At 45.6% G+C, this 13,662-nt stretch carries 11 protein-coding genes; 1 reads left to right on the forward strand and 10 read right to left on the reverse strand.

Features of this window, described 5'->3' with window-relative positions:
* Nucleotides 1–5: 5 nt before the first annotated feature.
* From feoB to MKZ04_RS16525, 7 genes are all read right to left on the reverse strand, one after another.
* The gene (feoB, locus tag MKZ04_RS16495; protein ID WP_020453561.1) at nucleotides 6–2,018 is read right to left on the reverse strand and encodes a ferrous iron transport protein B; all 2,013 of its coding nucleotides are present in this window, start codon (nucleotides 2,016–2,018) and stop codon (nucleotides 6–8) included.
* Entirely contained in the window at nucleotides 2,015–2,242 is a 228-nt protein-coding gene (locus MKZ04_RS16500) for a FeoA family protein (protein ID WP_020453562.1), read from the reverse strand. Before MKZ04_RS16500 ends, feoB begins: the two co-directional genes overlap by 4 nt.
* A 183-nt stretch (nucleotides 2,243–2,425) precedes the next feature.
* Entirely contained in the window at nucleotides 2,426–3,514 is a 1,089-nt protein-coding gene (locus MKZ04_RS16505) for an acyltransferase family protein (RefSeq protein ID WP_341046384.1), read from the reverse strand.
* A 146-nt stretch (nucleotides 3,515–3,660) separates the two neighbouring features.
* The gene (locus tag MKZ04_RS16510; protein ID WP_020453564.1) at nucleotides 3,661–5,547 is read right to left on the reverse strand and encodes an FtsX-like permease family protein; all 1,887 of its coding nucleotides are present in this window, start codon (nucleotides 5,545–5,547) and stop codon (nucleotides 3,661–3,663) included.
* Nucleotides 5,522–6,286 (reverse strand): ABC transporter ATP-binding protein, encoded by a 765-nt coding sequence (locus MKZ04_RS16515; RefSeq protein ID WP_020453565.1) that lies wholly within the window; start codon nucleotides 6,284–6,286, stop codon nucleotides 5,522–5,524. The genes MKZ04_RS16510 and MKZ04_RS16515 overlap by 26 nt, the downstream gene beginning before the upstream one ends.
* Before the next feature lie 91 nt (nucleotides 6,287–6,377).
* Entirely contained in the window at nucleotides 6,378–7,385 is a 1,008-nt protein-coding gene (locus MKZ04_RS16520; protein WP_020453566.1) for a sensor histidine kinase, read from the reverse strand.
* The gene (locus MKZ04_RS16525; RefSeq protein WP_020453567.1) at nucleotides 7,382–8,089 is read right to left on the reverse strand and encodes a response regulator transcription factor; all 708 of its coding nucleotides are present in this window, start codon (nucleotides 8,087–8,089) and stop codon (nucleotides 7,382–7,384) included. The genes MKZ04_RS16520 and MKZ04_RS16525 overlap by 4 nt, the downstream gene beginning before the upstream one ends.
* A 181-nt stretch (nucleotides 8,090–8,270) precedes the next feature.
* Between MKZ04_RS16525 and MKZ04_RS16530 the strand changes: the two genes are divergently transcribed.
* Nucleotides 8,271–8,642, forward strand: coding sequence for a YxeA family protein (locus MKZ04_RS16530; protein ID WP_144497500.1), 372 nt, complete (start codon nucleotides 8,271–8,273; stop codon nucleotides 8,640–8,642).
* 28 nt (nucleotides 8,643–8,670) lie between these two features.
* Here the strand turns inward: MKZ04_RS16530 and MKZ04_RS16535 are convergent, their stop codons facing one another.
* The 3 genes from MKZ04_RS16535 to MKZ04_RS16545 form a co-directional block, all read right to left on the reverse strand.
* Nucleotides 8,671–10,356, reverse strand: a complete 1,686-nt coding sequence (locus MKZ04_RS16535) for a methyl-accepting chemotaxis protein (RefSeq protein WP_341046391.1) — start codon at nucleotides 10,354–10,356, stop codon at nucleotides 8,671–8,673.
* A 153-nt stretch (nucleotides 10,357–10,509) separates the two neighbouring features.
* Nucleotides 10,510–11,940 (reverse strand): IS1182 family transposase, encoded by a 1,431-nt coding sequence (locus MKZ04_RS16540; protein WP_035338155.1) that lies wholly within the window; start codon nucleotides 11,938–11,940, stop codon nucleotides 10,510–10,512.
* A 123-nt stretch (nucleotides 11,941–12,063) separates the two neighbouring features.
* Nucleotides 12,064–13,488, reverse strand: a complete 1,425-nt coding sequence (locus MKZ04_RS16545) for an alanine/glycine:cation symporter family protein (protein ID WP_023856858.1) — start codon at nucleotides 13,486–13,488, stop codon at nucleotides 12,064–12,066.
* Nucleotides 13,489–13,662: the final 174 nt, after the last annotated feature.

The raw sequence follows: 13,662 nt of genomic DNA on the forward strand, positions 1-13,662 counted from the left end.
CCTTCCTATGATAACCCAAGCAATCTTCCGCCCTGATAAATCAAGAACGCGATCGCATACGCAATGGCCAGTCCGTAAACAATGGACAGGAACATCCACTTTTTCGAGTTTGTTTCTTTTTTAATCACCGCGACTGTCGCGAGGCATGGTACGTATAAAAGAACGAAAGCCATAAATCCGTAAGCGGCCAGCGGTGTAAATTGCTCAGCCATCATGCCTTGCAGCTGGGCTTCAGGTACGAAATAGATGATGCTCATCGAAGCAACGACAACTTCCTTCGCCAGAAAACCGGTTAATAGTGATGCCGCTGCCTGCCATGTGCCGAACCCCAGCGGCATCAACAACGGTGCGAGCACTCCGCCAATCATTGCTAAAAAGCTGTCATCCATCTCAACGCCCGTTCCACCGGGCCCTGTATACGATAAAAGCCAAATGAGGACAGAACCGCCAAAAATGTAAGTCCCGGCTTTGCGGACGAAACCTTTGCCCTTTTCCCATGTTGCCCGCCACAATGTACGCGCTTGAGGCAAACGATAAGGCGGCAGTTCAATCACGAAAAACGACTTTTCTTCTTTGAGCTTGGATGAGGATAAAAACTTCGCCAGCACCAGCGCCGCAGCAATGCCCAGCACATACAAGGTCAGGACGACGAAAGCCTGATGAGCCGCAAAAAAAGCCCCTGCAAACAAAGCATAAACCGGAAGTCTTGCCGAACAGGACATAAATGGCGTCAGCATAATCGTCAAAAGTCTTTCCTTAGGCTGCTCTACAGTTCGTGCAGCCATGACGCCCGGAACATTGCAGCCGAAGCCGATGATCAGCGGTATAAAGGCTTTACCGTTTAAACCGATCGCCTCCATCAGACGGTCCATCACCATGGCCACACGCGCCATGTACCCGGAATCTTCGAGCACCGAAATGAAGAAAAACAGAATAAAAATCTGCGGGACGAAAACGAGGACACCGCCGACACCGGCAATGATCCCATCGAGAATGAGCGCCTCGATAAACGGGCTGGCTCCCATTGCCGACAGTGCCGAAGCCGTCCATTCCGTCAGCGGTCCGCCGATGAAACCGTCCAGTGTATCAGACAATGGAACACCAAGCCAGTCAAACGTCAGCATGAACATGAGATACATGAACAACAAAAAAATCGGAATGCCAAGCACCGGATGCGTAACGATCTGATCCACGCGTTCAGTCAGCGTCTGTTTTCGATCTGACTGATATTCAACAGAGGATGACATGATGCGGTCAATCCATCGTTCTCTCTCATTGTAAATATGCTGATGCAGCGATTTTGCGGATTGTTCCTGAAGAAGGCGTTTTTCTGTCTCCTCGTAAATTTCCTTTAACCGTTCGCTGTCGGCCGCGTCTTCCAGCTGCTCTTTCATTTTCGAGTTGCCTTCCAAATATTGAAGAGCCATCCACCGTTTTAAAACGCCGGGACGTTCCGGTATGATCGACTCGATCCTGCCAATCGCTTCTTCTACTGTGCTTCCGTAATTGATGACGAGCGGCTTTGTTCTCTTTTCTTTTTCAAGAAGCAAATGCCGGCTCAGTTCATCACACCCTTTGCCGCTGCGAGCAATCACAGGAATCACCGGAACATCTAGCGCTGCAGACAACTTTTGATGATCAATGAAGACGCCTCGCTGTCCTGCGACATCGATCATATTTAAACCGATTGTGAGCGGATGACCAAATTCGAGGAGCTGCACAGTTAAGTGCAAATTCCGCTTTAATTGGGATGCATCGACAATATTCAATATGTCTGAAAATGATTCGTTGAGCAGGAAGTCAGTGACGACCCCTTCATCGCGGGACAGCGGGCTCAATGTATAAACGCCCGGGAGATCGACCATCATTCCTTGTTTATGGCGGAGCAGTCCCACCTTTTTCTCAACGGTCACCCCACTCCAGTTGCCGACATACTCATAGGAGCCTGTCAGCGCGTTAAACAATGACGTTTTCCCCGTATTCGGATTTCCGAAAAGGGCAATCTGCCGGCTGTTCATAGCTTTTCAATCCTGATCTTTTTTGCTTCTTCAAGCCGTATGCCGAGGCACTGTCCGCCTGACTCAAACATGAACGGTCCGCCAAACGGCAATTTCCGCTGCACGCAAATTTCAGCTTCTTCTTTCATCCCGAGCTGTATGAGCCTGCGCTGAACAAGTTCATTCACTTCTGAAAAATCTATGATTCTTGCTCTCTCTTTTTGTTTTAATTCAGCTAAAACCATTGTTGAGGCCTCCACCTTATGAAAATGATAATCGTTATCATAATATGATTATAGGCAATAAGCCACCTTCCATTTAAAAGAAGATGTGTCAAAACCGGAACATTTTTGCGAGAATATAAAAAAGCGAAAAGCTCCGGCGGTGCAACCTGCCGTTCTGGCTTTTCGCTCTATCAATCTAAGTCGTTAACCGGCATGATGGCTCACTTTTTGCTCGATTCTCCTCTTTTTCGGCACGTAAATTTTTCCGACAAACATATAGCCATACTTCAATTTATTGACGGTCCAAGATATGAAAACCGCAACGCCTGTAGAGATTGAAAACAAGAGCAAAACAGCCGAAACCGTACCGATGCTTTCAAAGCTCGTTAAAATGACCAACCCGAAAATCAGGATAAAAGCGTGCAATAAATAAATAGAAAAAGAATAGTTGCTGATCATCATGATCAGCTTCGGCACCGACTTCAGTTTTGAAAACAGGTGAAAGCATAAGAAAATGATGCTTGTTGAATAAAGCAGGATATCCGGACGCTTTGACGTCACTGCGATGTCTTGTCCGAAGTAGGAAACCGCTACAATGAAACATCCGGTCACAGCAGCCGCTGCATATACCGCATGCCTGTATCGTTCCAGCAATGCCAAAAAGCGCTCGTAATTTTTGCCGCAATAATAGGCCAAACAAAAATAAAAGAGCCAGCCGGGAAACGGCACCCATGAAAAAGGAAACGGCGCCTCTTCCTGTACAACCGGAGGTTGAATGAACGTGAAATAGCTCAAATAAGCCGCTGTGACCGCAAAAGAAATCGTAAGCACCCATTTAGGCGACGCCTTTTGCAAAAATGAATGGAAGCACATGTGCAACAAGTAAAATTGAAAAATGACGAGGATGAAATAACCGATGAAATTCCCCAGGAAAATATTCGCCAACAGTTTTTTTAAAATGACCGATGCATGAAATTGCTGCATCATCAGACCAGCGGTCATAAAAGCATCCAAAACAGCGATAAATAGAAAAGGGATGAAAATCGTTTTAAACCGCTTTTTTAAAAACCCTTCCGGAACGCCGCCAGGGTAAGCATGCGCGAGCAAAAATTCGGAAATAAAAATAAACGCAGGCGTACTGAACATCAGAAGCGTCCTGAAAGATTCAACAACCCGGAAAACCGTATCTCCAAGCATGTCCGCCCGCACCATGAGCACCATCGATATCGCATGAAGCAAAACAACGCTTAAGCAGGAAATAAAGCGAATAACAAATATTTCTTTTACCTGCAAATCGATCACTCCTCTTTCAAATTTGAAATAATATCAAATTAACATAATCATCCAAATGAAGAAAGAGGCAAAATACATAGGTATGTTTATCCCAAATTTTCCGGCTGCAAGTATAAAAAAAGATTAGACACGTAGTCTAATCTTTTTTAAATCGCCGCTTTTATCTGTTTTGTATAGTAGAAGCGGACAATGAAGTAATATATAACCTGGATGGCGAAGAACACGCCGAGCACCATTGCAGATTCCTTGAAGAGGTTGTACTGAAAGGCATGCGATAAAGCGGTCAGCGCCACAGCTCCATGGACAAGGGCAACAGCGATAGGCGCGAAGAACAGAATGCCGATCTGCCTGTTCAGCACTTTATGCAGTTCCCGGTCTGTTAAGCCCATTTTGGCAATCGATTTGAATTTCTGCTTATCATCGTCCAAATCAGTGTACAAGCGGAAGTAGAGAAAACTCCCTGCTGAAACGAAGAAGACGATTCCGATAAACAGTCCAACAAATAATACCGGGCCATACCCTTTGCTTATATCATATACCTCATAATCTACAGCCGCGAAATAAATCCGATCCAGTTTCTTTTGCAGAACCTCCCCGGCTTTCACTAAAGCCATGCCGTCAGATTCTTTTGCCTGCCAGGCATAAAACCGGTTTTCGCTTTTCGGTTTTTTCAACTGTGCGAAATCTTTGTCTGTCACAATATAATAACTGTTTTCAGATAACGCTTTTGAACGGACCGTTTTGTCAGCCTGCAGCTTTTGTCCAGTTGCAAGAGGGATTGATGAAGGGAGCGGCTGGTCGTCTTCTCCCTCTAGGCCAACCTTGACATCATACTCGGCAGCTGCGGCTTTCCCTTCTTCAAGCTTGACGTGGTCGGCCCCGACCAGATCGGCAAACTTGTTATAGTCAGATTCTTTCACAATCAGCATGTCATGGCCATCGACATCGAAATATTGAAGGACAGCTGATGCTTTGTCTGTTTTGATATTTCGTTCTTTTAGCGTGTCGTTGATGAAAGCCACGTCTTGTTCGGTGTCTTTGTTTGTTTTCGGCGGTTTATACGAGAACGTATGCGGGTTCATATCTTTAATTCCGTTTGTCAGCAGAGTTTGGAAACCATACAGCGTCCCAATCGCACTGAACGCGACAGTAGAGATAATGGCCACCATAAAAAACGTCCGCGCATTGTCTTTCATCCGGTAAGACAGATCAGAAAACAAAATCATATTCGTTTTCCGCCAAAACAGGCTTTCCCGTTTTTTGAGCCTGCGGATCACATAAACACTCAGCTGCGTAAACAGCAGATATGTGCCGATAATGACAACAATCGTCACCGGAACCATCGCCACAAGAACGCCTATTTTCTTGACAATCAAAGCGGTGTAATAGCCTCCGGTAAGCAGAACAGCTGCAACCACTGTAAGCAAGGCAGATGCTTTCGGCTCCCCTTTGGAGATTTTGTTTCCTTTTAGCAGAACAATCAGCTTCTCGCTCCTGAGCACAAATGACACAAGAAAAGAAATAAATAAGAACAGGCCGTTAAAAGAAATAAACGTCACAATGATCGCCATCAACGGAAAATAAAAATCGAGCTTGTTATCAATAATCAGCACATTTTCCGCTGTGAGCAGTATCAATTTGGCGAAGACAAGTCCGAGCACAATCCCGCCGATTGTCGCAAAAAGCCCAATCAGCATATTTTCAAGAAATACCATCATGCGAATTTGGCGCATAGACATCCCTTGGATCATTAAAACGCCGAATTCCTTTTTTCTCGATTGAAGAAACGAACTCATTGAGTACAGCACAAAGAAGAAAGAAAAGACAAAGATAATGCCGCTGGAGACTAACAGGCCAATGGAAACATGCTGCCCGATGCCGGAGGTCAAAGAATCACTTGTCATCACCGGGTGGAAAGCAAAGATCGCGAATGCGAAAAAAACCATCACTGTAAACATGCTGCTGAGAAAATAAGCGGCATACAGCCTTTTGTTGCGAATGACGTTGTTAAACGCGAACTGACGAAAGGTCATTTGCATCCCCTCCCAACAAAGACAGTGTATCGAGAATCTTTTGGAAAAACGCTTGGCGGTTATCGCCGCGGTTGATCTCCGAATACAGCTTTCCATCCTTAATAAAGACGACCCGGTTGCAATAGCTTGCCGCCTGAGGGTCATGCGTGACAAGCATCATGGTCGCTTTTTCGTTGCGGTTGATCGATTCAAGCATTTCCATCACATCTTTGGATGACTTTGAATCAAGGTTGCCTGTCGGCTCATCGGCAAGCAGAAGCTTCGGCGAATGAATCATCGCTCTCGCTACAGCGGCGCGCTGGGCCTGACCGCCCGAAATCTCATATGTGCGCTTTTTCATAATGTGGGTAATTCCAAGCTTTTCAGCTAAATCGTTTGCCCTCCGCTTCATTTCCCTGACCTTTTCACCGTCAAGCGTCAAAGGAAGTACGATATTTTCTTCAACGGTTAATGTCGGCAGAAGATTAAAGTCCTGAAACACAAATCCCAGCTCTCTGCGGCGAAATTTAGCCAATTTTTCTTTTTTGAGAACATGCGGGTTTTGGCCGCTGATCAATATTTCGCCCGTCGTCGGTTCATCGATCGTTGCAATCATATTTAATAGGGTCGTTTTTCCGCTTCCGGACGGCCCCATGATGCCGACGAATTCACCTTTATCAATCGTTAGGTTAATATCCGTTAACGCGCGATACGCAATTTTTCCTTCGTAAATCTTACTGGCTTGTTTGACCTGAAGCATCACAAGATCCCCTTTCACCTTTAACTTTTGATCTGTGATCAGTTTACCTAAATTTCTTGTTGATGAACTATCGATTCTTCTTTCACTTTCATTACATCGATGTAAGGTTTTGTGTAGCCGTGAAAATCAGCCGGATTGTCGTGCCTTGCCCTTCTTGTGAGTCAAGTTCGATTCGGTGTCCAAGCTGGTCAGCCGCCGCTTTTGCCAAATAGAGACCCATTCCGGTTGATTCTCTGAAACGGCGTCCGTTTTCTCCTGTGAAAAACGGGTCGAATACCCGCTTTTGATCTGTATCCGGGATGCCGGCGCCGAAATCTGTCACTTCCAATACCGCTTCCGAATCGTTTTCACCAATAGAAATAATAACCGTATTGCTTTTTCCCGCTGAGTATTTGACCGCATTGTTGACAAATTGGGAAATGATGAAAAACAGCCACTTTTCATCTGTTTCGACTGTGATGCCTTTTTTGACTTCCTTGAACTTAGGATAAACTTGACTGCGAATATAGAAGCGCTTGTTTTCACGATTGACCTCGTGAACGATATCCGCCAATGCGACCGGTTTTATCCGGAAATCCTGCTCGATCGTCCGCAATCTGGCCATATAGAGAATCGTATTGAGGCCCGTTTTCATCCGTTCGGTCTCCTCGCGGATGCTTGATGATTCCGGTTCATCCAAATTTTGAGCCGTCAGTTCGATGACCGACAGCGGCGTCTTCATTTGGTGCACCCATTGATCCATGAAGGTCAAATGCTCTTTTTGTCCAAGCTCCAGCTTCTTTAATTCTTGACGGTATTGCCTGTACTGGCTTTTCAGCAGCTGTTCAAGCGCTTCTGAAAGAGGGGATTGGGGCTGATTCGATTGCCTGAAGGTGTCATCCAATGATTCCAGCCCGCTCGTCATCCGTTTGTAGAACTTCCGGCGCGTATAGTAATGGTAGAAAAGATAGCAGACAAGAAAGAAAAAGCCGAGAAAAACGGCATAAAAAGCCGGCCTGATGTGCTGATACCCATCAAGCCAGTACACCGACAGCATCGTGATAAACTGCAGCACTTGCACGGCAATCAACAAATAGTGTTCTTTGAAAAAAAGCTTCATTCCTCTCCCGCCTTCACCCAGGATATATTCAAGCGGTAGCCTGCGCCCCGCACTGTTTCTACCGCATCTTCAATTCCGAGCTCCTGAAACTTTTTTCTGACGCGTGTAATGTTGACATTAAGCGTGTTTTCATCCACATAGGCCTGATCATCCCACAGTTTGGCCAGCAAATCTTCCCGGCCGGAAATCCTCGGGTGGCGTTCCATTAAGCTTTCGATAATATCGGCTTCTTTTTTCGTCAAAGCAGCCGTTTGACCGCCGAATGTCAGTTCAAGTCTTTCCGGATACAGCCGCAGTCCTTCTTTTTCGAGAAGCCGTTCCTCCGCTTTTGCTGCATACTCCCCGTAAGCTCTGCGAAGCTGGCTGCGTATTTTTGCCATCACGATTTCGGCGTGAAACGGCTTGGTGATAAAGTCATCCCCGCCGTTTTCCAATGCCATGACCTGATCCATTTCGCCCGTCCGCGCCGAAATAAACAAGACAGGGCAAATCGATTCCTGGCGGATTTGCCGGCACCAGTAATAGCCGTCAAAGCTCGGCAAATTAATATCAAGCAGAACAAGATCAGGCGCCGTGCTTCTGAACTCATCGATGACACGGTCAAAGTCTTTCACGACATGAACGTTGTATCCATATTTGACAATATGCGATTTTAACAGATCGGCAATCTTCGGGTCGTCTTCTACAATCATCACTTTTTGCATCTCGGTCTCTCCTTTTGTTTGGATATATTATGACACGAAGCGGTCTGATAAACAAAAGCCGCCGTGCTTCGTCCTACCTTACAATCATGTAATTGTACTGTAATATGAATCAATTTCTTCTCCTTGCGCCTTTTTTATAAAATAATACCATTCACAAACTGAATGAAAGAGGAGAAGGTATATGAAGACACGGGCAGGCGGCCTGATTGCCGCGGTTCTGATCGCCGTTGCCGGCGTTTTTATCCTGCAGAAAGCGACAGGGGGCCTTGTGCCGCTGGCCGATCATTTCATACAAGGCCAGGGAAAGCCTGAGGCTTATTATCTCAAAGCCGAAGATCATGCAGAAAAGCTGAATAACGGAAAGTACAACTACACATTAACCGGATATGACGCGAGCGGACACAAACAGCAGATTGAAGCAGAGGCGGACGAAAAACTGCGTCCCGGCGCTTTCATCAAAGTATGGGCGTACGGAACGAAAGCCGGAAGCTTGACTGAAGTACACGAAGAGGAAATCCCCGAGGGCGCTATAGCCGCCATGAAAACCAATTAAAACCCCATCGCCTGATGGGGTTTTCTGCTTAATATTTAAATCGATTGATGACGGTTTGAAGTTCTTCAGCCAATTGAGACAGCGATTCTGCTGCATAAGAGATTTCTTCCATCGAAGCCAGCTGCTCCTGAGTTGAGGAAGCAACCGCTTTTGTGCCAGCCGACGTTTCCTGTGATCCGGAAGCTAATGTTTGAATGGTGTTTTGAACCATTTCGACACCTGATGTCAGCTGCTGAGTAGAAGCTGCGACTTCTTGGATTTGAGAAGCAACCTGTTCCACCAAGTTCAAAATTTCGTTGAAATTGCCGGTTGTCTCCTGGGACAGAGCGATTCCGGAGCTGACATTTTCTTGAACGACTTTAATATTATTCACCGTTTCTACCGATTCATTTTGGATCGTTGTGACCAATGATTGAATATGGTTCGCCGATTTATTCGTTTCGTCCGCCAATTTCCGGACCTCTTCCGCCACGACGGCAAACCCTTTTCCTTGTTCTCCCGCTCTTGCTGCTTCAATTGCCGCGTTCAGCGCCAGCAAATTCGTCTGCTCCGAAATATCGGTGATAAGCGAAGAAATGTTGCTGATTTCCGCCGTGCTGGACACGAGCGCCTCGAGGCCGCTGCCGGCTGAGTCGACGGATTTATCAATGAAGTTCATTTGCTCGAGCATTTTATGAACGGATTCGGAGCCGATTTCGGCTTTGTCTCTCATCGAAGACGACAGATCCGCTATGCTGCCTGTATTGGAGGCAACGGATGATAAACGGTCCAGCAATTCATGAATCGATTCCGAGCTCTTTTCTGTCATTTCGCTTTGCGTCATATTGCTGTCGGCAATCGCCTGCATCTCTTCCGAAATCAGTTCGGAGGTCGATTTCGATTCCTCCGCGCTTGCCGACAACTGTTCAGAGGATGCGGCGACTTGCTCAGACGAACTGCTGATCTGCTTCACAATTTGCGTCAGCGACTGAACAAAAGCATTGAAAGAATTTGCAAGCTGGCCGAACTCGTCTTTATTTTTGACGATCACTTTCTTGGTTAAGTCCGCCTCACCGTGGGCGATGTCCCCAAGCTGCTGATTCAGGCTTCTCAACGGTACCAGAATAGACTTCAAGAGCAGCAGACTCAAGACAATTCCAACTATGGCTGATACTGCTGTGACAGTGATGATGACCCATTCGCTCATCGTCCCGTTGGCGCTGATCTCTGCTTTCAGATCTTCCACCTCTTGTTCCAGGCTTTCGACCAGCTGGTTGACAGACGGATCGAGGACTTCTTTTCTTAATGTTCTTTCCTCTCCGAAATGAATCGATTCAGCTTTTTTAGAGCTTGAAGCGTAAGACTGTATAACTTGTTGATTTAAACCCCAATAAGCCTTAAAATTTTCTTTAATTTCTTCGACGTTCGCTTTGTATGTGTCTTCCCGGATCAGTTTTCCTGCACGGTCAAGACTCATTAAAACATCGTCGGCCTTGTCCTTCATTCCTTCACTGTATTCATTATCTCCGGTCATAATAAGGCCTCTTTCGTCATTCGACAAACCGGTCAGACGATATTGAATATGCTTAATCTCTTTTTGAAATTCCATCTTGTCCTTAAGTTCTTCATTCTTTTTCACCGTAGAAGAAATCATAAAAACAGAGGAACCTCCGATTCCAATAATGGAAACGACTAAAATTGATATAATTCCCAGCAGTTTTGTTTTTACTTTCATGATGGTGATCCTTTCTCCTTTATGTCATCAATGATAAAATGCAATTTTCAAATTAAAGATCTTCTTCATTTCATAGTATCGACATTTTTCGTCAAAATTTGAGATCTTGTATGATTGTAAACAAAGAAAAAGCTCTGCCTGGAAGGCAGAGCTTCAGACCGTTGACAAAATAGGTCGGATTTTTATAATCCGACCTATTTTTGTCCAATTTATTCTGTTTTTTCGATGAGAATGCTGGCGAATTGGACTTTTCCAAGTCCAATTCGCCAGCTTTTTGAGATTCATGGCAGCGAAAACAAGCATCGCCTGCATGGACAATTTTTTCTTTCCCCGCAGGGTTGTCCAGCGCAGGCCATGCTTGTGTTTTAAATCCGCAAAAACTCGTTCGATCGTTTCTTTGCGTTTGGCGTAGATTCGCCTATTCTCATCCGTGTGGCGAAGATGGTCGGCTTCATCCAAATGATCCTGCCAGAGATGCCTGTGAATCATCTTTCGATGATTTCGACTTTCCGTACATTGCTTCAGAAAAGAACAGTGTTCACATCGGTTTGGATCTGATGCATAAATCCGATAGCCTTCACGGTTGGTTGTGCGATATGTCAGAACGTGATCGTCAGGGCAAATATAAGCATCGTAATATTCATCGTATACATATTCATGTTTTCTCATGAACCCTTTTTTAGTTTGTGGTCGAGTGTAAGGCATGACGGGACGGACATTTTGATCACTTAGAAACTTTGCGATAAACGGCGTTTTATATCCGGCATCAACTGCGACTGTATGAGGCTTAGCGACGTGCTCTTTCACCTGTTGAAACAGGGTCGTGAACACTTGGCTGTCATGAATATTGGCAGGCTCAACAACCGCCCCCAGCACAAATCCATTCCGGTCACAAGCTGTATGAAAACCATAAGCAAAAAGACGTTCCCGTTCACCTTTTACAAAATAACCGCTCTCAGGATCTGTCGTACTTTCTTTTATTTCCCGTTCTTCTGAGCATTGCCTGGGCTTTAAGGGCTTTTTGCCGTTGGCTTCGCGATCGGCATTAATTTCTCGATCTAATTGTTCCTGATAAGCTCTTGTTTCTTTTCTCACAATCTTCTTCACAAACTTTTTCTTATTCGCATTGGCTTTGACATGGGTTCCATCGATAAAGGCGACCGACGGGTCGACAAGACCGAGATCCATGGCCTGACGCAAGATTTTATAGAAGATTGTTTCAAATAGGTCCGTATCATGAAAACGGCGCTCATAGTTTTTACTGAAGGTTGAAAAATGAGGGATTTTTTCAGAAAATCCATATCCAATAAACCAGCGATAAGCGACATCGGTTTCGATCCGTTTAATGGTTTCGCGCATCGAGCGGTGGCCAAACACGTACTGAATCAGAACCATTTTGATCAATACAACGGGATCAATGCTTGGGCGCCCTTTTGAAGAATAAAGGGGAGCAACTTTTTCATAAATAAAAGAAAAGTCCATGGCTTCTTCTATTTTCCTGACCAGATGGTCTTCCGGGACAAGTTCACTTAAGGCAAAGACTTCAAGCTGTTCGCGCTGATCTTTAGAGTGCTTAGACAACATGGAAAAACCTCCAAAAACTAGATTTCACTCACATTTTAACAAAAAAAGCTTGTCGATCAAGCCACTTTTTGTGGCTTTGTCGACAAGCTGAAGCTCTGCCTGGAAGGCAGAGCTTTTAATTGATTAATGAATTGGTTTACTTGGCGGACCCGCCGATTTGGTATGTTCATAGAAGTGATGAAAATAATCATTTGTCTCTGCTTTGATAACTTTCCAAAGCAGCAGGATGGCGATCAGGTTTGGAATCATCATCAGTGCATTCGCCATATCGGCAAATGCCCAGACGGTGACGAGGTTGGCGACCGTCCCGATGCCGCAAGCGAGGATGTAGACCAGCCTGTAGCTCGCAATTCCTTTGGAACCGGCCAAATACTCGAAGCATTTTTCTCCGTAAACATACCAGCCGACAATTGTAGAGAACCCAAAGAAAATCACCGACAGCGACACAATATATTCGCCTGCCGCGCCGAGTACTGAGGCAAATGCCGCGCTCGTCAATGCCCCGCCTTCAAGGCTGGCATTATGGGCCACGCCGGATATCAAGCCGCCAGACGGATCCCAGAAACCGGTAATAATAAGGGTTAAACCGGTCATCGTACACACCACGATCGTAACGATAAATGTCCCGGTCATTGCGACGAGCGCCTGTTTTACCGGATGATCTGCACGCGCATTTCCGGCGATTAGCGCAGCCGTCCCAAGGCCTGCTTCGTTTGAAAAAATGCCGCGGGACACCCCGTTCCGAACGGCTTCAGATACGGCAATTCCAAGGAAACCGCCGGCTGCTGCCACAGGGTGGAAAGCATAATAGAAAATCAGCTCAAAAGCCGGAATAATCTTGTCATAATTCAAAATCAGAATCAAGATCGCCCCGCCCATGTAAAGAAAAGCCATGATCGGCACAAAGAAGCTGGCAACCGTGCTGATCCGCTGGATGCCGCCGAAGATGATGACGCTGACAAGAATGACGAGAATCAGCCCTGTCACCCAGTTTTCGATACCGAAGCTGTTCTTTGTAATATCGGCAATCGTATTGGATTGGACGCTGTTGCCTATCCCCAAAGCGGCAAAAGCTCCAAACAGCGCAAAAGCGATGGCGAGTCCTTTAAATCTGCGTCCGAGTCCGCGTTCGATATAATACATCGGCCCGCTTGAATATTCCCCTTTTTCATTTTTTACGCGGAATTTAACAGCAAGCAAGGCTTCCGCGTATTTCGTTGCCATGCCCAACAGCCCGACAACCCACATCCAGAAGATCGAACCCGGTCCGCCGAGTGTCAATGCCGTCGCGACACCTGCGATATTTCCGTTTCCGATCGTGGCGGCAAGCGCTGTCATTAAAGCTTTAAAATGGCTCACATCCCCTTCGGCAGCTGCGTCTTTGCTGTCTTCCTTGCCAAATCCGATCTTAAACGCATAGATCAGGCGGCGAAATTGCAGTCCTTTTAAAACAAACGTTAAAAATAAGCCTGTCCCAAATAATAAAATTAAACTGGGCGGCCCCCATAATACCTTATTAATCTTGCCTAGTATTTCTAAGATATCCATATGACTCACTCCCAACAAAGATAACGCTTTCATAGCTGCAAGAGATATTCTATCACAACGAAATATGGTTATGTTTGTGAAACGACACAAAATGTAATCGCTTACATTTGTTTTTTTAACAAAACTATTTTTTAAAGAAAAAAATTTTAATAGATAACTCCTCATATCAATCCT

Source organism: Bacillus sp. FSL W7-1354, from assembly GCF_038002405.1.
Classification (GTDB): domain Bacteria; phylum Bacillota; class Bacilli; order Bacillales; family Bacillaceae; genus Bacillus; species Bacillus paralicheniformis.